Origin of the sequence: Oceanicaulis sp. MMSF_3324 (assembly GCF_030733545.1) — a bacterium.
In the GTDB taxonomy this organism is placed as follows: Bacteria; Pseudomonadota; Alphaproteobacteria; order Caulobacterales; family Maricaulaceae; genus Oceanicaulis.
Window position 1 is genome coordinate 176,978 of record NZ_JASHIU010000002.1, and the last position, 20,235, is coordinate 197,212.

13 protein-coding genes are annotated in these 20,235 nt (G+C 62.6%); 1 reads left to right on the forward strand and 12 read right to left on the reverse strand.

Features of this window, described 5'->3' with window-relative positions:
• Window positions 1-71 precede the first annotated feature (71 nt).
• The 4 genes from RBA95_RS04040 to RBA95_RS04055 all read right to left on the reverse strand — a co-directional run bounded on the left by RBA95_RS04040 (window position 72) and on the right by RBA95_RS04055 (window position 9,723).
• Window positions 72-1,079, reverse strand: coding sequence for an agmatine deiminase family protein (locus RBA95_RS04040; RefSeq protein ID WP_306015527.1), 1,008 nt, complete (start codon window positions 1,077-1,079; stop codon window positions 72-74).
• A 53-nt stretch (window positions 1,080-1,132) separates the two neighbouring features.
• Window positions 1,133-2,728 carry an alkaline phosphatase gene (locus RBA95_RS04045; protein ID WP_306015528.1) on the reverse strand — a complete coding sequence of 532 codons (1,596 nt, stop codon included), beginning with the start codon at window positions 2,726-2,728 and terminating at the stop codon, window positions 1,133-1,135.
• Between the two features lie 163 nt (window positions 2,729-2,891).
• On the reverse strand, window positions 2,892-6,083 hold the full coding sequence (locus tag RBA95_RS04050) for a TonB-dependent receptor (protein ID WP_306015529.1): 3,192 nt from the start codon (window positions 6,081-6,083) through the stop codon (window positions 2,892-2,894).
• A gap of 379 nt (window positions 6,084-6,462) precedes the next feature.
• Window positions 6,463-9,723: a TonB-dependent receptor gene (locus tag RBA95_RS04055; RefSeq protein WP_306015530.1), complete on the reverse strand. Its 3,261-nt coding sequence runs from the start codon at window positions 9,721-9,723 to the stop codon at window positions 6,463-6,465.
• A 346-nt stretch (window positions 9,724-10,069) separates the two neighbouring features.
• Here RBA95_RS04055 and RBA95_RS04060 point away from each other — a divergent pair, with 346 nt between their 5' ends.
• A complete protein-coding gene (locus RBA95_RS04060) occupies window positions 10,070-11,620 on the forward strand; it encodes a glycosyltransferase family 39 protein (protein WP_306015531.1) in 1,551 nt (516 codons plus the stop codon).
• A 1-nt stretch (window position 11,621) separates the two neighbouring features.
• On the opposite strand, the gene msrA is transcribed toward RBA95_RS04060, so the two are convergent.
• From msrA to RBA95_RS04100, 8 genes are all read right to left on the reverse strand, one after another.
• A complete protein-coding gene (gene msrA / locus RBA95_RS04065) occupies window positions 11,622-12,257 on the reverse strand; it encodes a peptide-methionine (S)-S-oxide reductase MsrA (protein ID WP_306015532.1) in 636 nt (211 codons plus the stop codon).
• A 69-nt stretch (window positions 12,258-12,326) separates the two neighbouring features.
• Window positions 12,327-13,271, reverse strand: coding sequence for an N-acetyl-gamma-glutamyl-phosphate reductase (argC, locus tag RBA95_RS04070; protein ID WP_306015533.1), 945 nt, complete (start codon window positions 13,269-13,271; stop codon window positions 12,327-12,329).
• Complete coding sequence (locus tag RBA95_RS04075) at window positions 13,268-14,623, reverse strand: acetylglutamate kinase (RefSeq protein WP_306015534.1); 1,356 nt, start codon at window positions 14,621-14,623, stop codon at window positions 13,268-13,270. Before RBA95_RS04075 ends, argC begins: the two co-directional genes overlap by 4 nt.
• On the reverse strand, window positions 14,620-15,627 hold the full coding sequence (locus RBA95_RS04080; RefSeq protein WP_306015535.1) for an N-acetylornithine carbamoyltransferase: 1,008 nt from the start codon (window positions 15,625-15,627) through the stop codon (window positions 14,620-14,622). Before RBA95_RS04080 ends, RBA95_RS04075 begins: the two co-directional genes overlap by 4 nt.
• 109 nt (window positions 15,628-15,736) lie before the next feature.
• Window positions 15,737-17,239: a murein L,D-transpeptidase gene (locus RBA95_RS04085; RefSeq protein WP_306015536.1), complete on the reverse strand. Its 1,503-nt coding sequence runs from the start codon at window positions 17,237-17,239 to the stop codon at window positions 15,737-15,739.
• Window positions 17,240-17,365: 126 nt separating this feature from the next.
• Window positions 17,366-18,490 (reverse strand): ferritin-like domain-containing protein, encoded by a 1,125-nt coding sequence (locus RBA95_RS04090; protein ID WP_306015537.1) that lies wholly within the window; start codon window positions 18,488-18,490, stop codon window positions 17,366-17,368.
• A 273-nt stretch (window positions 18,491-18,763) separates the two neighbouring features.
• A complete protein-coding gene (locus tag RBA95_RS04095) occupies window positions 18,764-19,702 on the reverse strand; it encodes a sterol desaturase family protein (protein WP_306015538.1) in 939 nt (312 codons plus the stop codon).
• Window positions 19,686-20,147 carry a hypothetical protein gene (locus RBA95_RS04100; RefSeq protein ID WP_306015539.1) on the reverse strand — a complete coding sequence of 154 codons (462 nt, stop codon included), beginning with the start codon at window positions 20,145-20,147 and terminating at the stop codon, window positions 19,686-19,688. The genes RBA95_RS04095 and RBA95_RS04100 overlap by 17 nt, the downstream gene beginning before the upstream one ends.
• Window positions 20,148-20,235 lie beyond the last annotated feature (88 nt).

Sequence of the window (20,235 nt, forward strand, 5' to 3'; positions counted from 1 at the left end):
CGGACGTATCCGCAAGAGCGAGAGACAGTACGCTAAGCGGAAGAGCAAGTGCGATCACGGCGCCACCAGGTCTATTCAGGTTGATTGTTGGTGACGCAATGAAAAGCGCCGCCACCTGTCAGAATATGATTTGCCGGGCTTGCGACAACCTTGTGACGCGGAAAAGCGTGGGAAAGTGCCCGAACCGCGGCGTCGGCATGCCGGTTATAGGCGGGCATGACCACATGATGCGGACCGATGATCCAGTTCATGTGCGACGCCGCCGCCGGACCGCCGTCCTCGCCTTCCACAAGGCCGGGCGAGGGAATCTCGATCACTTTGAGGGACCGCCCCCGTGCGTCTTTCGCCTGTTTCAGCATCCGGATCGTGCGGGCGTAGAGCGTGGCGTTGGGGTCGTCCGCGCCCGTGGGACGTTGGGTCACCACGACGCCGGGCCCTGCGAAGCGCGCCAGATTGTCGATATGGCCATCGGTATGGTCCCCCGCCAGACCGTCATCCAACCAGATGACTTTCTGAACGCCGCAGGTGCGCTCAAGATCGGTTTCCACCTGCGCTTCGCTCAGGCGTGGATTGCGATTGGGGTTCAGCACCACATCCCGCGTGGTCAGGACCGTGCCGTCGCCATCAAATTCCAGCGCGCCGCCTTCACAGATCCAGTCGAGCGTCTCGACCTGGGCGCCCGCCCGCTTTGCGATCTCCGCGCCAATGCTTTCATCGCCGGGATACTGGTACTTGCCGCCCCAACCATTGAACCGGAAGCGCAGGGCTTTGAGCCCCTCACCGGTCTTGACGAAGACCGGGCCGGTGTCGCGGGTCCACACATCGCCATAGGGCGCCCGCACATAGCGCGCCGTCTCGCCCAGCGCCTGACGGGCGCTGGCTTCGCTCTCGGCGTCTGCGACATAAATCACGAGTTTCTGCGGCTGGCCGCTCGCGCCCGGCGCGGCGACGAGGCTCAGAAACTCGGTGAATTCCGTGCGTGCGCCTTCCAGCGCATCCGCCCAGTCCTCATGATAGGGCCAGGCAGTGTGGATGACGGTTTGGGGGGCGGTTTCGTGGGGTACGGTGCGTGTGGTCATGAAACGCCCATATCACGCGCCGCACCCCGGTTGTAGCGGATTTATCGCAGGGCTCAGACTTCCACTGCGCCCGGCTGTCCCGCCTCGATGACATACTGTTTCTGATTGCGCGGCGCATAGCCGTCCCGGCGCGCCACATCGCCCACCACGCGCAGATCGACCTCCGCCCGGTCCCGGCCCAGACGGATCAGGCCATAGCCCTGCTCGCGGGTGTCGAAATGCTTGATGTGCGGATTGTTGGGCAGAAAGGCTGCGGTGCTCTCATAGCCACCGCGATGGCTGGTGACAGCGGTGGTGACAAATTCGGACGCCACGGTGGCCGAGTTCATGTCGGCGAAATCCTGCTTCACATCGGTCACCCAGTAACAATGGGTGTCCCCGCCCAGTATGATCGGGTTGGCGTTCTCCTTGCGGGCCAGCGCATCGACAAGACGCTGGCGGGCCAGCGGATAGCCGTCCCAGCCATCGGTCCACACCATGGACTCGCCGGTTTGCGGGTTGGAGAAATTGAACGGCGAGAACAGGGTCGGCTGGACGATGAAGCTCCAGATCGCCCCGGAGCCGGCCACGCCGCGCGACAACCAGCGCTCCTGCCCGTCGCCCAGATAGGTGCGGCCCGGATCGGTCAGCTCTTCACAGCTGGCGGGCACGATATTGCCCCCGCGGTCAAACTCGGTCGGGCACGCCATGGGCGTCTTGAACTGGCGACCATCGGTCATGTTCACTTCGGCGAGATCGCCGAACACGGTCTGCCAGTAAATGCGCATGCGGCCCGAAGCCCGCTCCAGCATCGAGCGACGACGCAGGGGCATGTTTTCCCAATAGGCCTGATAGGCGGCGAGACGACGCGCGCGGAAATCCTCGGCCGAGACGAAGGGCTGTTCGCTGATATCGCCGGCGTAATCATTGTCCACTTCGTGATCGTCCCAGGTCACCAGCCAGGGCGCGATGGCGGCGGCGGACTGAAGATCGGGGTCCAGGCGATAGAGCGCATGCACGCGGCGATAATCGTCCAGCGTGTAGGGTTCGGGCGTCACATGGCGTCGCACCTGCTGGCCCCAGCTGGACTCATAGATGTAATCGCCCGTGTGGATGATCAGGTCAGGGCGCTCTTCGGCCATGTTGCGATAGGCGTGGAAATAGCCCTGCTCGTAATGGGCGCACGAGCACCAGGCGATCTTCATGGCGTCCACGCCCGCCCCATAGGCCGGCGCGGTCAACGCCCGCCCCACCGGACTGGTCACGCCGCCCACATGAAAGCGGAAGAAAAACTCACGCCCTGCCGGAAGCCCATACAGCTCGGCATGTACGGAATGCCCCCAATCGGGCAGCGCGCGCTCGACGCCCGAACGGACAATCGTGGTGAAGGCTTCGTCCTCGGACAGCTCCCAACCCACATCCATGGCCTCAGGCGGCATCCCGCCATCCGGATCCAGCGGGTTCGGCGCGAGCCGCGTCCAGAGCACGAAACCGTCAGAGGTCGGCTCGCCAGAGGCCACGCCCAGGCTGAACGGGTCATTGCGGAAGACCGGCGCTGCGGCCTCGGTCACCGGCATGGTGCACCCGGCGGTCAACGCGGCGGCGGCGCCCGATGCGGCCGATGTCAGGACGAAACGGCGCGTCCAGGCGGAAGCGGGAGTGCGAACCATGATATTTCCCCATGCGACAGGCGTAAGCAGTGTCGCCTGCATATCCGTTGGCCATCACAGTTTTGCGACGAGCCGGGGTCTGGGGCGCCTTTTGCGGTCATAAAAAGAAAAGGGCGGCCCAGGCCGGGCCGCCCCTCTCGGTTCGTTTGCGTGAATACGAGCCTTAGAACTCGTAACGCACGCCGACGCGGATCTGCCAGATGGAGGCGTCACCCACCACGGAGGCTTTCGTCTCCGGGTTGAAGTTGGTGTAGACGAACTGGCTGTCATCGCCGCTCAGTTCGGAGTCCACAACGCCCACGCGACGCGGGAAGCTCGCTTCACGCAGGATGCCCCATTCGTCGTTCAGAAGGTTCGTGAAGTTGTCGATCACGAAGAACGCGCTGGAACGGTGGCCTTCCATCAGGCCCGGCAGTTCCTGTTCAAAGCGCAGGTCGACCTTGGTCCACCAGCCGCCATTGAAACCGTTACGCGGAGCGAAGCCGCCCGCATACTGGCTCAGGCCTTCGGCATCGAGATAGTCGAAGAAGGCTTGAACGTCGGTCAGGCCGCTCAGATCCACATTCGGGTCGCTCACGCCGGTCGGAACATACAGCAGATAGTTGTCGCTGTTGCTCAGGAACGGGTTGAAGCCCGACAGGTCGCCGCCACCCACGCTGCGCATGGTGTAGCTGTACGGACGCCCCTCAGAGGCCAGCGCGAACAGGCCGACGCTGGTGAAGTATTCGGGGAACAGCCAGTCGGTTTCGTAGTTCAGCAGGAAGGTGAAGCGGTTCTCGATGTTGTAGTTCGAGGTCGCGATACCCGGATTGTTCGGATCCACGAAAGCCGGCGAGGTGTAGTTGGAGAACGCCACCGAAGAGGTCATCGGGTTGACGTCTTCCGCATCATTGTAGGCATAGCCGAAGACCCAATCGAGGCCGAAATCGTACTCACGGCTCACCGAGAAGGAGAGCGAGATGGATTCCGCTTCCAGGTCGGTGTTGGTCAGGGTCAGCGTGTTCGGGCTGCGCGGGCTCGAATACTGCGGGAACAGGCCGTTCACGGCTGGCGTGCTCGGCTCGAAATCGCCGCGGATGATCGTCGCCGCGTTGTGATCGCGGGTGTAGAGGAAGTCCGCGTTCAGGACATACTCGCCGCCCACGACCGGAGCCGCCAGATCGAGCAGGTAGGTGGCGCCCAGAGAGGCTTTCCACTCGCCCGGGATCTCGAAGTTCGGATCGAGATTGTTCATCTCGAAGCCCGAAATGGAGTCCGCAGACGCCACGGCGTCGATCAGCTGGGACGGGACGGAGTAGCCCGGGCCCTGGCCATCCGGATAGACGATGCCCGGATCGAACAGCGAGGTGAAGCCGGCGTCGTAGAACGCATCCTCATCCGCACCGAACTTCCGCACGAAGTCGTTCTGGTAGTTGTTGGTCAGCCAGACATTGGGGTTGCCGCCCGAGAACAGGCCGATGCCGCCGCGCAGGGTCAGCTGGTCGTTGACGTCCCACTGGATGCCCAGACGCGGTTGTAGCAGGCCTTCGCCATCCAGATTGTTGGAGTTGGTGAAGCCGTAGCTGGCCAGGAAGTCGGCGTTTTCGGCCGGCAGGTCGTCAGACGTGTAGAAGTCATAACGCAGACCCGCGGTGATCACGACGCCGTTGAGAAGGTCCCACTCGTCCTGGGCGTAGATGGAGTTCGTGGAGTAGGCGAACTCACCCGCCGCGTCGGTCGGGTCGAGGGACGGGGCGTTTTCATAGTCGATGCCGCTCGGCGTGCCGTTGCGGAAGGCATCGATGCCGGAGAAGTCGAACTGGCCGATCGAGTGCTGAACGAACAGATTGTACACGTCGAAGGTTTCACGCTCGAAACCGAACGAGAACGAGTGGTTGTTCCAATCGTAATTGCCGCGCAGGATCACGGATTCGACGGTGTAGTTCAGGTCGTTGGACTGACGGGAGTCATCCTCGCCGATGAAGATGGTGTTGCCGCCTTCAAAGATGCGGAACTCACCAAAGCCATCCTGGCCAACCGAGTTCTGACGGTTGTCGAGATCGGTGTAGCTCAGGCGCACTTCGGTGGAGAAGTTGTCGGTCCACTGCGAGAACAGCGCGCCGGTGTAGGCGTGCAGCTCGGCGCCGCGCTCGTACAGGTGGTTGGAGAATTCGAACTCGTTCGCGTCACCGTCGGATTCGGTGATATTGAAGCCGTCGTTATAGTTGTACGTGAACGTGGCGCGGTGGTTGTTGTTGATCTCCCAGTCGAGCTTGACCAGCAGCTTCTCGTCTTCGTTCGGGAACGAGGTCGGCAAGAAGCCCGGATCATAGTTGTACTGGTTGATCGCGATCTCGCGGATCTCGTCGAACATCGCCTGGGTGAAGCCGGACACTTCATTCAGGGCGCCGGAGCCTTCCGGGCCGCGATCAAAGGTGTTGGCGCCTTCCTGGTATTCATAGGCGACGAAGAAGAACAGCTTGTCTTCAAGGATTGGGCCGCTCAGGTTGAAGCCCCAGCGCTCTTCTTCAAACGCGGCCAGCTCGACCGGATTGCCTTCACGGCTGTCGCCGCGCAGATCGTCGCTGGTGAAGTCGTAGAAGAATCCGCCATGGAATTCGTTGGTGCCCGACTTGGTTACGGCGTTGATGTTACAGGCGGAGAAGCCGCCGTAATACACATCATACGGCGCCAGCTCGACGGCGACCTGTTCAATGGCGTCATAGGAGAAGGGCTGACGCTCGGTCGGGAAGCCGTTCCGGTTCAGGCCGAACGCATCGTTCAGGCGCACGCCGTCCAGGGTCAGCGAGTTGAAGCGCGAGTTGGCGCCGGCGCACTGGATGCCGTCCACATCGGCTTCATCCACATAGATGCGCGGGTCGATCCGGACCACATCGTTCAGGGTGCGGTTGATCGCGGGGGCGTTTTGCAGCGTGCCCAGATCAAAGGTCGCGTTCGGACCGATCGCGGTTTCCACCACATTGATGGCGGAGCCGGTGACCACGATCACGTCTTCTGCGACGGCGCCCGATTCCAGAGCCACCTCGAGATCGGTGGTTTCACCCAGATTGATGCTGACGCCTTCAACGCGGGTCGGACGGTAGCCCGGCGCGGTGACCGTCAGGCTGTACGGGCCGCCAACGCGCAGATTGGTCGCGCGGACCAGGCCGTCGCTGCTCGATTGCACAACCGAAGCCGAACCGGTCGGCTCGTGAATGATGGTGACGTTCGCGCCCATGACCGGTGCGCCGGACGCATCCGTCACGGCGGCCCGGATGGAACCAGTGGTTTGCTGTGCGTGCACCGCAGCAACCGGGGCGAGCGCGGCAAGCGCAGCCACGGATGCGCCGCAAGCGAATTTCTTCAAAAGCGCCATTTTGGGGGTCCCCTAGATCGACCAATAACCCGCACAGGCCGCTCGCCTGTACTCAACTGTGGGCGCATATTGGTCGAGGAAGACTCTTGGACGACATTTATGTGAAGGTTTTAAGACGGCCGACATGTCGCCTTCATCAGCCTGCGCATGATCTTTACCACTACGACCCGTCCGTTTTCACAAACAGATCAGCAACTTGTTAGGAAGCCGCCTTGTCACGGGCAAGGCTGACATTAACCCTTTGGCCATCTTTGACGCCTCGAAGGTCGATGTCACGTTTTTAACGCCTGTGGCTTTTCAGACACGTCTAGGCATACAAGAAGGGCGGCAGTCCGAAGATCGCCCCCCCACTGGTTTCAGATCAGATCCGAAGTGAGTCTTAGAACTCGTAACGGATACCGATGCGAGCCGCCCAGACCGAGCGCGAAGCCGACGGGTTGTCGGTGTCGCCACGGAAGCTGTTGAAGCTGTTGAAGCGGTACACGCAGTCACCGGCGCTCAGGCAGGTGGTGCGCGGTGCGTCGCCGCGCAGGGCGGTGGCGCCGTCAACACCGTTCAGAGCCACGTCAGCGGCGCTGACCAGGTCCGCGGAGACGATCTGCGCCTGGCCGAAGCGGACGCTGCTGGAGTAGGTGCCCCACTCGTCGTTCAGCAGGTTCATGACGTTCTCGACATCAAAGACCAGCTTCAGACGGTTGTCGCCCACCCAGCGATCGGCGCCCGGAATGCCCGGCAGATCCTGCTGGAAGCGGAAGTCCCAACGCTGGTTCCAACGACCGGACAGGGAGTTCACATCCATGATCTCGCCGCGGGCAACGCCCTGCTCGGTGATCAGGGTGTTGAAGCCGTCGACGTCAAAGCCGCTGGCGTACACGACCGCCGGATCGTTCAGGGTCGGCACGTAGAGCGGGTTGTTGTCGTACGGGCTCTCACCGTTGCCGGCGCGGCCGAACAGAGCGTTCGAGGAGCTGACGTCGAAGGTGTAGGTGTACGGGTCACCCGAGGTAATGGTGCCGAACAGGTCCACACGCGAGGTCAGGTCCGCGAAGAAGTCACGCTCATAGCTCAGAGCCAGCTTGAAGGCATGCTCGACCTGATAGATCGAGGTCCGTGCTTGCGGGAAGTTCCGGTCAGAGGACATCTGGCCGCGCCAGGACGAGATGCCGCGCGAGGAGGAACCCTCGGACACCATCTCGACGTCCTGGTTGGCGTAGGACGCAAAGAAGCCGAAGCCGTTGTCGAAGTCGTTTTGCAGCGACACGGTGTAGACGAGGCTTTCCGCACCCGAACCGTTGGTCAGGATCGTGCGGTTGGACACACCCAGATCGTTCAGGTCGGCGTAGATGGTGCGGCCGTCCGGAGCGACGCCGGTCTGAGCGTAGGGCTGCTCGTTGGTCTGAGCCGCTTCACGCCACAGGAAGGACTTCTGAGCTTCGGTGTAGAGCACCTGAGCGGAGAAGAGATAGCCGTTGCCCAGGGTGAAACCGCCGAAGTCCAGATCGAATTCCTGGTCGAGACGCAGGGACGCTTTCAGGTCGTTCGGGATTTCGAAGTTCGGGTCGATGGCGTCGATGGCCAGGGCCGTCCCGTTAGCAACGTCGTCCAGAAGGGCTTGCGGGATGGAGTTGCCCGTCACGCCAGAGAAGTTGCCGGACGCGAACACAGCCGGAACCTGATAGGCGTTGGACGTCCACACGGCCGGGTCACCACCGGCGAAGATGCCCAGACCACCGGTGATGGTGGTGCGGTCAAACGGCTCATAGCGGAAACCGATGCGCGGCATGACCAGGTCCAGACCGTCAATGGTGCTGGTGTTGTCGAAGCCGACAGAGGTCGCAAAGGTCGGGTCCAGCTGCGGGGTGTCGTCCGTGGACAGGTTCTCGTAGCGAACGCCAGCGGTCAGCTCGAGATTGTCCAGCGCCTGCCAGGTCGACTGGGCGAAGGCGGTGTAACGGTCGTAACCCCAGGCGGCGGCGCCGTCTGCAGCAGTGTTGGAAGTCGGGTTGCGATACTCGACCCGGGCTTCCTGGTTCACGATGTCAGCCACATCGTTGAAGATGAAGCGGCCACGCGAACGCTCGACGAACACGTTGAACACGTCCAGTTGCTCGTATTCGCCGCCAACGGTGAAGACGAAGTCGTTCCAGACATAGTCGGCGGAGCCGAACAGAGTCAGGCGTTCGTCATTGTATTCGTTGGCGTGACGGAAACGGTCGCAACCACCGGTGAAGGTCAGCTCGGAGGAGTCCGTCAGCAGGCCGTCCAGCGCGGTGCCGGCGACATCGGCGGCGCTCAGGCGGAATTCCAGCTGGCCAACGCCGTCAGCCGCACGGCAGTTCTGGCCGCGGACAAAGTCGATCTGGCTGGCGCGGAAGGTGGTGGAGAGGTTCTCGTTCCAGTTCGAGAACAGTTCACCGGACCAGGATTCCAGGGTGGTCGGCGTGTCGTACCAAGCCGATTCAAAGTTGCGCGAACCGATGTTGGAGATGCCGGCGTCTTCGGTCTTCTGGTAGGAGACGCGCAGACGGTGGTCGTCATTGATGTTCCAGTCGACGCGGGCGAAGTAACGCTCGGTTTCGGACGGCACAGCCGCCTGGGTCGGACGGCCCAGCATGTCGATGCCGTAGGTGTTCTGAACCAGGTTGTTCAGCGCATCGAAGAATTGCGGGTCAACGCCGTTGTCGCTGTCGCTGTTGGTGAAGTCGATGCCGGACGCGGTTTCGAACTTGTCATAGGAAACCGAGAAGAACAGACGGTCTTCGATGATCGGACCACGCAGGGTGATGCCGTATTCTTTCTCGTCGAAGTCACCCGGGGTGTAGTTGGTTTCGCCGCCAAAGCCTTCTTGACCGTAGAAGTCCTGGTCGCGGTAGTAATAGAACGCGGAACCGTCGAACTCGTTGGTGCCGGCCTTGGTGGTGGCGACAACGCCGCCGCCGGTGAAGCCGCCGGTCAGCACGGAGTAGTCAGACGCAACCAGCGTGACCGATTCCAGGATGTCGATGTTGATCGGCGAACGCGCGGTGGCGAAGGTGTTCGAGCCCAGGCCGAACGCGTCTTGCTGGCGGGCGCCGTCGATGGTCACGCCGTTGAAGCGCGGGTTCACGCCAGCGACGGACAGGTTGTTCGGGCCGCCGGAAATGGCGAGCGGGTCGCGCGCCAGCGTGGCGATCACATCGCGGGAGATGCTCGGCTGGTTGGAGATGTCGCGCGCGGTGAAGTTGGAGCCCACGCCGTTGTTCAGGTCATTGGTGTTGATGGCCTGACCGGTGACGACGATGACGTCAGCCGATTGCGGGTTCAGCGACAGGCGCAGCGGGGATTGCGGGCCCGGACGCAGGTTCAGGTCCTCAAGGGCCTGACCGTCAAAGCCGGCGGCGGCGACGGTGATCGTGTAAGGACCGCCCACGCGCAGACCGGACGCGAAGAACGTGCCCGAGTCATTGGTGGTTGCAGTGCTGACCGTACCGGACGGCGTGTGAATGATGGAGATGCGCGCGCCGGAAATCGCGTTGCCGGAAGCATCGACGACAGAGCCGCGCAGTTGGGAGGACGTCTCTTGAGCGTAGACCGCAGTCGGAGCGGCGGCCAGCAGGGCGGCGGCAGCCGCACCGTAGGCCCAGGGATTGAACTTCGACATGTTTCTCTTTCGACCTTAACCGGCGGGACACCCCCTGCGTCCCGCTTGGAGTGCGGCGGATAACGGCCCTACGTGACAGTTCGGTGACATAAATTCCTCGGTTTTTTATCCATTTCCGCGCCTTAATCCACAAATTGATCTGATTACGGACCAATACCTGAGCGATACTAAGTTGTTATAAAAAGGGGTTTTTTAGGTTAATGCTGCGCTGCACAACAAAACCTGCCGCAAATGCGAAATTGTTATATCTGTACACCCGAAGCCGAGCGTGCCTTTGAAGTCACACCTTCGACAACGCCCAGACTTGTACTTTGACAAGATCGCTCGCTCACAGCATGAAACCCCGATGACAACAGACCCCGCCACGCCCCGCTCCGACCGTTCGCTGATCCGCGCCATCGCGACGATTCTCGCCGGCCTGCTGATCGTGCGCGTTCTGGCGCTGTTTGCAGACCCCAACAGCCTGTATGCCGACGAGACCCAGTACTGGCTGTGGTCGCGCGATCTCGATTGGGGCTATTTCTCCAAACCGCCCATGATCGCCTGGATCATTGCGGCCACCACCGCCGTCTTCGGCAATGCAGACTGGGCGGTCCGCTTTGCCGCGCCCTTCCTGCATACACTGACCGCCATCATGCTGGGGCTGACCGCTGCGCGGCTTTTCGATGCGCGCGTCGGAGCGTTCACGGCCTTGGGTTGGGCGGTGATGCCCGCAGTCTGGCTCTCCTCCACCATCATCTCCACCGACGCGGTTCTGATGGCGGGCTTCAGCACTGCGCTTTACGCCCTGGTGCGTTTGCGCGAAGGCCCAGACTGGCGTTTCGCCCTCCTGCTGGGTGCGGCGGCGGGCTATGCCTTCCTGTCCAAATACGCCGCGATCTATCTCTTGATCGGTCTGGCGATCAGCATCGTGATTGATGCGCCGACGCGCCGCGCCCTCGTCTCCTGGCAAGGGCTGGCCGCCCTGGCGCTGTTCGGGGCGCTCATTTCGGGCAATGTCATCTGGAATGCCCAGCACGAGTTCGCCACCGTCTCCCACACGGCCGCCAACGCCAATTGGGGCGGCTCCCTGTTTCACTTTGACGAATTGCTCGACTTTCTGAGTGGGCAGCTGGGCGTGTTCGGTCCCATTACCTTTCCGCTGTTGATCTGGGTGGCGGTCACGGCCTTCAGATCCGTGTCGCTGGACTGGAGCGCGGCGCGCCCGCGCCTGATGCTGGTCAGCTTCTGCCTGCCGGTTCTGGTGATCGTGTGCATCCAGGCGTTCATCAGCCGCGCGCACGCCAATTGGGCCGCCAGCGCCTATGTCACCGGCATCATCCTGGTCACGGTCTTTCTCATGGAGGGGCCGCGCTGGCGCCGCTGGGCGCTTTATGGCTCGCTGGGTCTGCACACGATCGCCGGGCTGGCGCTGATGACGTTCGCCGCCTCAACGCCCCTGTCGGACGCCGCCGGGCTGGCCAACGCTTTCAAGCGCGTGCGCGGCTGGCCTGAAACCGTTCAGGCGGTGGAAGCCCTTGCACGCGAGCAGGACGTGGCCGCGCTCGTCTATGACAATCGCAACGATTTTCACCAGTTCCAGCGCTACAGCCAGGACTATGACGGTCAGGTGTTCATGTGGGTGCGCGCCGAGCACGCCCAGAACTTCGCCGAGCAGACCTGGCCCCTGCCCGACGGATTTTCAGACCCCGTCCTGATCATTTCCGAGCGCCCCGAGGAAGAGCCCCTGCTCGATTGGGATTTCGACCAGTTCGAACAGATAGACGAGATTTCCGTGCCCCTGGGCGGGGATCGCTATCGCCGGTATCAGATTTTCCGCGCACAGGGCCATGACAGGGTTGAACGCGACGCGGCCTATGAAGCGCGCGTCGCGAATTTGCGCGCCCAAACGCCCTGATCTATTCCACGCCGTTCCAGATCTGACGCAAGCGCGCGTCCCGACGGCAGCCAAAGCGATAGCGCTGATACCGGGCGGGGCGGGTCTCGTAATAATCCTGATGCTCGACGCCGGCCGGCCAGAAGGTGTCGAGCTCACGCACCGGCACGACAATCGCACGATCAAACAGGGCCTGAACGCTTTGCTTGGACGCCTGCGCCGTCGCGGCCTGCTCGGCGCTCACCGGGAAAATCCCTGGCGAATAGCCTGAACCCCGGTCACAGAACTGACCCTCATCATCAAACGGGTCGACATTGCGCCAATAATGATCGAGCAAGGCCTGATAGCTGATCACGGCGGGGTCGTAGATGATCCGGGCGGCTTCGTTATGATCCGAGCGTCCCCGCGCCACGTCATAATAATCCGGGTTCGGTTCCGTCCCGCCGGCAAAACCCGAGACGACCTCGACCACGCCATCAAGCTTCTCGAAATCGGCCTCGGTGCACCAGAAACAGCCCGAAGCGAACACGGTATGGGCGAGGCCATCGGGCAGGTCGGCGCCGTCAGGCTGGGCCGGATTGAGGTAATCCTGGTCCTGCGCCACCCCGGCGCCGCAGAGCGAGACAGCCGCGAGCGCGGCGGCGAATACGGTTTTCATGACGGCCTCCATACGGGATCACCCTCATAGATTTGGGGCAAAACCGCTCAAGACCAAGTCACGAAGCCGTCAGTCTCGGCGCTCAGCGAACTCGGGCAGGGACAGTCCCAGACACAGATTCTGCATCGCCTGCACGGCGGCGCCTTTCAGAAGATTGTCGAGCGCGCACACCATGACGCCGCGGCGGCCATCCTCGCTCAGCGCAAATCCACCCAGCACGGCGCCGAGATTGTTCGCGCCTTCGATCACCTCAGGCGCCTCATCCTGAAGCCGGATCAACGGCTCGTCGCCATAAGCGGTCTCGTAAGCCTGACGGAATTCGGCTGCGCTCACCGGGCGCGAAAACTCCATCTGGGCGGTCAGGACAATGCCGCGGAAATAGGCCGCCACATGCGGGCTGAAGCGCACCTCATGACCCAGATGACGGCTCATCTCGCGCTCATGGATATGACCCATCAGCGCATAGGGTATGAGATTGTCCTTGAGCGCTTCGACATCATTGCGGCGATTGGGCGTCGTGCCCGCCCCCGAATAGCCTGACACGCCAAACAAGTGCGCCGGACCGTCCATCACCTCGCGCATGGGCGCGACGGCGAACTGGCCCGCCGTGGCGTAGCAGCCCGGATTGGAAATCCGTTTCGCGCCCTTGATCTCGTCACGGCCATACAATTCGGGCAGGCCATAGACCCAATTCTCATCAAAGCGATAATCCGCCGACAGATCCACGATCACGGTGTCGGGTTTGACCGCCTCGATCGTCGCCACATAGGGCGCCGCCTGGCCATTGGGCATGGCCAGGATGACCGCATCGCACTGACGCTGGGCGACCGCTTCCGGGCTCAGGGCCTCAAAGAGCATGCCCGCCGGGCCTTCTGGCGCCATATCGGTGACCGGTTGGCCATCCATGGCGCGCGACACGGCGAAGGCGAGCGACATGTCGCTGCGCTCGGCCAGAAGCCGGATCAGTTCACGTCCGGTGTGACCGCGCGCGCCCACAAGTCCGATCGTCGTCATGAGCCGGTCTCCTCAAGCGTCGCCGGAAGCGCCGCAATGCGCTCGACCCGCGCCGGAATCCGGGACAGATCCTCCTCGCCGCGCCAGAACACCGTCCACGGCCCCGCCTTCACGGCGCCATGACAGGTGGCGAAATAGAACTCGTTGACCGGATTGTTGGTGCGCGAGCGCCAGTACAGCGTGGGCGCGTACTCGACAAGACGCCGCCAGACAGCGCCGCCCAGACCTTCGCCGCGGGCTTCATCAAGCACCGCGAACTTGTCGAGATAGACCATGTCATCGAGCCGGGTGGTGATGGCCGCGGCCCGATAGTTCTCGGTCACGAAGGCGTGGTCGAAGGCCATGGTCTGAAAATAGTCCGCCACAGGCGGCCGACCGAACGCCCTGGCGATCAGCGCGCGGGTCCGGTCCTGATCAAGATCGCTGAACCGGTCGAGCTCGAGCATGCGCTCGCCACGGCGCACCAGCGTGCCGGACCCGGCATGGGTGAACAGCTCTTTCGCCAGCTGGTCGGGCTTGGTGATGGAGACCGAGCTCGACAGCGGCAAGTCATCAAGCAGCAGCTTGATCTCCTGCAGCTTCAGTCGCATGCCGCCCGCCACCCAGTCCGACGCCATCAGGTCATCATAATCGGTGGCGAGGTTGATCGCCGAGATCGGCTGCTTGCTCGCATCCAGAAGCGCGCCTGTCCCGGTGAGGAAGACGACCTTGTAGGGCTGCAGCTTGTGCACCAGCGCGCGCACGGCGCTATCGGCGTTGATGTTCACCAGGCGCCCGTCGGACGTATCGCCCAGACAGGTCAGGATCGGCGCCTGGCCGGCCTTCGCCGCAGCCGCGACGAGATCGAGCCTGACACCGGTGGGTTCGCCCACACGGCCCAGCCCCGCCTCGTCTATCAGCTCCGCCTCGAACACGCCCGACGGCACCGCCGCCGCCCGGCCGCCGCAATCGCGCACGGCCTGGACCAGCTTGAGATTGACCGATGTCAGGGTGTCGCGCACCACGCCAATGGCTTCAGGCGGGGTGATCCGCAAGCCGTTCTTTCGCTCTTCAGGGAAACCCGCCGCCTCCAGCGTTTCGTTGAGCTGGGGACCTCCGCCATGCACGACAATGGGCGCCAGACCCACCGATTGCAGGAAGGCGAGGGCTGCGGCCAGGGCATCCAGATCTTCCTCGATGATCGCGCCGCCCACCTTGACGACCGCAAAGCGCTCCTGATCCAGCTCGGAGAAGCGGTTGAGATATTCGCGGATTTCCTTGCCGTCGCGCATGTTCGACAACAGCTGCACAATGGCGGACCGGACCGGCGCGTTGGCGCCGCCCCGTTCGGGAAAGGATTTGGGTTCCGTCATCCGTGATCGTCCTGCACCAGCCGCTCCATCATCGCCTTCTGGACGTGGAGCCGGTTTTCCGCTTCCTCGATGCCCAGGAAGGCCGGACTGTCGACCACGGAATCGGCGATCTTCACATTCCGGCGCATGGGCAGGCAGTGGCTGACCGTGGCGTTGTCGGTCAGGGCCATCTTGGCGTCATCGATCATGAAACCGGCGCCCTTGGCGCGGTAAGGCGCCTCGCCTTCCCAGGCGCCATAGAAGGGCAAGGCGCCCCAGCTCTTGGCGTAGACGGCGTGTGCGCCCGAATAGCCTTCCTCGATGTCGGTGGTCACGGTGAAGCGGGCCTTGTTCTCACCACAGAACCGCTCGGCCGCATCCATGTAGCGCTCATCCAGTTGATAGGCGTCATCCGGGATCAGCATGCGCACATTCATGCCCATCTTGGACGCCATCAGGATCGCGGAATTGGCCACCGCAGTGTTGAGCGGCTTGGGATGGGGCACCCAGGTCAGGAGGAAGTCCTTGCCCGACACGTCGCCATGACGGTCCTGCAGCGCCATCATCATCGCCAACTCCTGACACGGATGGACGATGGTCTCCATGTTGATGACCGGCACAGTGGCGTACTTGGCGTAGGCGGTGATCAGCGGATCCTCGCGCTCGGCCTCCCAGTCCTGGAATTTGGGGAAACAGCGGATGGCGATCAGGTCGGCATAGCGCGACAGGACGCGCGCAGCTTCCTTGATGTGCTCTTCGGGGCCGGCGTCCATGATGGCGCCGTCCTCGAACTCCACCGGCCAGGTCTGGCCCTGCGCGTCGAGCACAATGGCGAAACCGCCCAGCTGCTGAATGCCCAGCTGGAAGCTGGTGCGGGTGCGCAGCGAGGGATTGAAGAACATCAGGGCGACAGACTTGCCCTTCAGCGCATCGCCCATCGGACTGGATCGCAGCTCTCGCGCTCGATCGATGATCGATTGCAAGTCACTCCGGGACCAGTCTTCAGTCGACAGGAAATGGCGCATGGCTGCGGACCTTTGTCAGAACAAACAAAGTCTGCGGTGTAGTCAGAGACGACGAACTTGGCAAACCCCCTGTGTAGACAGGTCATGACATCATTCGCGTCTTCCATCTTCAAGGACTGGGCGCGGCTTCGCCTTCCGATGCTTCCAGGACCGACGGTTCCGGCGGATAGGGCGGCGGGTCGGCCAGTGCCGCCACCAGGCGGTCATCACGGTCATAGACGTCATGAACGAACCGCACGCGGCCCAGCGCATCAGAGACCGCCGTGAAGTACAGGATATGCACCGGCACCTCATGACGCAGGCGAACGCGGCGGGTCTCGCCGGAGTCAAACGCATCTATCACGGCCTGCGGGCTCCAGCCTTCCGCAGACAGGATCCAGACCGCCAGCTCTTCGGGGTTCTCCACCCGCACACAGCCCGAGGAATCGTCGCGCTGAGCATTGGCGAAGAGCTCACGATGGGGCGTGTCGTGAATGTAGACATTATGGACATTGGGAAACAGGAATTTGACCCGCCCCATGGCGTTGTTCGGCCCGGGCACCTGAATGACCCGATAGCGCCGGTTCGCCCAGTCGGCCTGATAGGGATCGGTGCGCCGCCCCGTATCCAGATCCACAAGCCGGTATCCCTGGGACAGGGCATAGGCCGGATTGGTGCGGAAGGTGCGCACCCAGCGCGCCCCGAGCCCGCCCGGCGTCAGCCAGTACGGATTGATCTCGATGATGGACATGTCTTCGGAAAAGACCGGGGTGCGCGAATAGCGCTGACCGATCATGGTCTGGTGGGTGCGCGCCACCACGCCATCTTCCCAGGCCTCCAGCCGGTAATCGGCGATATTGACCCGGATATGACGCGCCCCCAGCTCGGCGGGCAGCCAGCGCCAGCGTTCGAGATTGGCGCGGATCTGGTTGATGCGGCGCGCATCCCCGGCGTTCAGCTCGGCCAGGGTCGAGGCCCCCGCCTGCCCGTCCGCAGCCAGATTGTGTCGGGTCTGGAACCGCATGACCGCACTTTCCATGCGCGCGTCAAACGGCGCGCCGGTCCGGACTGATCGCGGCAAGAGCCCCAGCTGAACAAGACGTGCCCGCAAGGCGTCAACACGCGGTCCCTCATCGCCGCGGGACAGGGCCTCGCCGGGCGGCACCAGAATGGGCGCGTCCACCAGCGCCATGCGCCGGATCAGCTCGGCCCTCAAGGCCTGATAATCGGGATGGGCCGGCGCCAGCGCTTCCAGGCTGTCATAGATGCCGACGCTTTCGCGCGCTTCGGCATAGGCGGTCAGTAGATCCACATCATGAATGGGTGCGGTCCAGTCCGGATCAAGCGCCCTGGGGTCCACAACGCCAAAGGCCAGATCTTCGGCATAGGCGAACCAGACCGCACGCGCGATGTCGTCCCGACGCGCGCCGAACGGCAAGTCACGCAAAGCCTGTGGGTCAGGATAGACCGTAGGATCAAGACCATGGGTCCAGGCTTCCGAGACTGCCTCGCTCAGCGCGGCGATCTCTTCATCGCTCCAGCGCGCCATCCAGCTGCGCTCAGCCGCCAGCGCTGGCGCAACACCACTCAGCGCTACGGCCGCACACAAGCTGATCACTACGCGCCAGATCATGAGCCACATCCCCCAGCCCCATGTATTAACAGGCGTTAACCCCCAGCACCAACCATGATCGCGTAAAAAAATCGCCGCCCTGACACGAAGGTCAGAACGGCGAACGAGGCAAACTTGAAGCGAGCGCTATTCAGCTGCGCCCGCCGCGCCTTCGCGGGCGACCGCATGGATGTAATCCTTGCGCGCCTTGTTGGGATCGACCCGGCCGGTCTGCTCGCCGTCAATCTCCCGGGCGATGCGCTCATCCTCTTCCTGCAGGGCCTGCGGATCGAGCTCGGCGAAATGCAGCACCCCCATATCCTCATAGGCGCGCTGGATCTTGGGCCCCCACAGGCCGATATCCTTGACGATCGGCACGATCCGCTGGAACAGCAGCGTGCGATAGAGCTTCACGATTTCGGAGTTCTCGGTGAATTCCTGGCATTCCGCCTCAGGCAGGCCAAGCACCTCATAGATCTCTTTGGAGCGCGTCATGCGATCGCGCATGAGATAGCAGGCTTCCACCAGAAATTCCTCGCGCTCATCGCGCTCCTTCTGGGTCAGCTGCGGATAGTAGTCGCGCAAGGAGAGGCGCCCGAACGCCACATGGCGCGCCTCATCTTCCATGACATAGGCGTTGACCATGCGCGCGAGCGGATTTTGCGCCAGGTCGCGAATGGTGCCGAAAGCGGCCAGCGCCAATCCCTCGATCACCACCTGCATCGCCAGATAGGTCACGTCCCAGCGCGAATCCGACAGCGCGTCATTGACCAACCCCTGCAGCGGATCGGTCATCGGATAGGCGACACCGAACTTGCCCAGTAACTTGCGATACGCCTCCACATGGCGCGCTTCATCCATCACCTGGGTCGCCGCATAGAACTTGGCGTCCAGATCCGGCACGGCCTGCACGATCTTGGAAGCGGCCAGCAACGCCGCCTGCTCGCCCTGCAGGAATTGGGAGATGTTCCAGGACTGGGTGTGCCGGCGCAGCTCGATGCGCTCTTTCTTGTTCATCTTGTTCCAGACATCCGATCCATAGATGGACACCGCCTCATCGGGCATTTCCATCGGGTTCTCGGGGTCCAGATCCAGCTCCCAGTCGATGCGGTTGACCGCATCCCACTGCATGTCCTTGCCCTTCTGATACAGGTGCATCAGCGTGGTGCGCCCCTCGTCGAAGCGCCAGTCGAACACGGCGTCGAACGCATTGGGCACATGCCAGTGCGGGTCAATGCCGGGCATGGGGTAGAGATCACGCAGTGCTGTCATAGGGGCCTCCCGCCTTGTGCAAGAAGAGACGGCGCGCCTGAATCAATCGGAGCCGGACGCGTCCGCTCTCCGCCGCCTGCCTGTCTGATGCAAGCAATGAACGGCGTTCACTTCTCAAGCTTGGATCAAGCGGACGCCCCTTGTCCAGAAAAAGACAAGCAAAACACAATATATTTGATAAGGACTTCAGCTGCGATGCAGCATAGTTCACCTGAGCACTAAGAGCTCCGCATTGATGTTTATGGTGTAATCACCAATGCTGCATTGCGGGAGCTATTCCGCCGCCACAGGCGGCTGAGCATCTTGTTTGCGCGGCGGGGTCAGCCCCTGCTCTTCCATCCAACGCGCCTTGAGCGTGGCCGAGGTCTCCCGGCTGCCGTCGGGCGACCAGCCGGGCGGGCCCAGCCAATAACCCAGCACTTCGCGCAGGGACCGCGCCGACTTCACATCCTTGAGAATGCCCCACCACTCATGCAGGCAGATGGTCAGCGGATTGTGGGTCCCCAGATTGCGCACGATCCCGTAGCGGATCTCTTCCATATCGGTCTCGGCCTCGAACGTGCCGAACAGACGATCCCAGATGATGAAGACGCCCGCATAATTGCGATCGAGATAGCGCGGATTGGTGGCGTGGTGGACCCGGTGATGGCTGGGCGTGTTCATCAGCCACTCGATCGGCGCTGGCAGGCGCTTGATCGCCTCGGTGTGGATCCAGAACTGATAGATCAGGTTCAGCGCCGCCACAAAGGCGATCATGGCGGGCGGAAAACCGATCAGCACCAGCCAGCTGCCCAGGAAAATGAATTTCAGGGTCAGCGGGTTCAGCCAGGGCTGCCGCAGGGCGGTTGAAAGATTGTAGTGCTGGCTTGAATGGTGGACCACATGGTCCGCCCACCACCAGCGCACGGTGTGCGCCCAGCGATGGCTCCAGTAATAGACGAAATCGTCCAGGACGAAGGCGATCACGAACCAGTACCAGGCCCAGCCGATATCGAAGAGGGCGAACTGTTCCACGAAGACGAACCAGGCGACGACAATCCCGCCCAGCACCAGGCCGGACACCGTATTGCCCAGCCCCATGACCAGACTGGCCGCCGTATCGCGCGGCTCGAACCGGGTCTTGCCCGTCAGCCGACCATAGATCATCTCGGCGATGACCAGCAGGATGAAGCCGGGAATGGCCCACAAGATGGGATCAGGCAGATTCGGCATGGCGCGCCTCCTCCTTCAGGGCGCGTTTCGGCGCCCGTACAAATGTCTCGACCCGTTCCGCCCAGGCCTGGGACTGACCATCCCGGCCCAGCTCCAGAACCACACGGGGAAAGGTATAATCATAAAGCGCAATCGTCAGCGTCGCGCCCTGGCGGTCCACCCGTCGCACATCACCAGCTCTTAGGGCGCGCACGACGGCATTGTCACCGCGCGCCAGCACCAGGCCCAGCCGCTCGCCGCCGGCCTCCAGACAGATAAACCCGCACCGATCCGTGGTAAGGGCCTGCTCATCGCCGGCCTCGAAGCCCATGACGTCACGCTTGAGAAAGCGGCGCGCCTTGTCCTCGGTGTCCAGACGCAGACGCGTCCAGCCCATGGCGATGTTCAACAGAACAATCAGTCCGATGCCGAACCCGGCCCCCATGAGCGCGAGCGCATATGTCATACCGTCATTCATGACTGAACTGAACGCTGTTCACCCCAAAAAAGCAAGAGGTCATGCCTGCGGCGTTATCGCAAAGAAAAACGGCGCC

Coding starts and splice junctions, on each gene's coding strand:
- RBA95_RS04040 (WP_306015527.1), bottom strand. CDS start 1,079: ATGACCACACGCACCGTACCCCACGAAACCGCCCCCCAAACCGTCATC.
- msrA (WP_306015532.1), bottom strand. CDS start 12,257: ATGAAAACCGTATTCGCCGCCGCGCTCGCGGCTGTCTCGCTCTGCGGC.
- RBA95_RS04060 (WP_306015531.1), top strand. CDS start 10,070: ATGACAACAGACCCCGCCACGCCCCGCTCCGACCGTTCGCTGATCCGC.
- RBA95_RS04095 (WP_306015538.1), bottom strand. CDS start 19,702: ATGCCGAATCTGCCTGATCCCATCTTGTGGGCCATTCCCGGCTTCATC.
- RBA95_RS04050 (WP_306015529.1), bottom strand. CDS start 6,083: ATGGCGCTTTTGAAGAAATTCGCTTGCGGCGCATCCGTGGCTGCGCTT.
- RBA95_RS04075 (WP_306015534.1), bottom strand. CDS start 14,623: ATGACGGAACCCAAATCCTTTCCCGAACGGGGCGGCGCCAACGCGCCG.
- RBA95_RS04080 (WP_306015535.1), bottom strand. CDS start 15,627: ATGCGCCATTTCCTGTCGACTGAAGACTGGTCCCGGAGTGACTTGCAA.
- RBA95_RS04085 (WP_306015536.1), bottom strand. CDS start 17,239: ATGATCTGGCGCGTAGTGATCAGCTTGTGTGCGGCCGTAGCGCTGAGT.
- RBA95_RS04090 (WP_306015537.1), bottom strand. CDS start 18,490: ATGACAGCACTGCGTGATCTCTACCCCATGCCCGGCATTGACCCGCAC.
- RBA95_RS04100 (WP_306015539.1), bottom strand. CDS start 20,147: ATGACATATGCGCTCGCGCTCATGGGGGCCGGGTTCGGCATCGGACTG.
- RBA95_RS04055 (WP_306015530.1), bottom strand. CDS start 9,723: ATGTCGAAGTTCAATCCCTGGGCCTACGGTGCGGCTGCCGCCGCCCTG.
- RBA95_RS04045 (WP_306015528.1), bottom strand. CDS start 2,728: ATGGTTCGCACTCCCGCTTCCGCCTGGACGCGCCGTTTCGTCCTGACA.
- argC (WP_306015533.1), bottom strand. CDS start 13,271: ATGACGACGATCGGACTTGTGGGCGCGCGCGGTCACACCGGACGTGAA.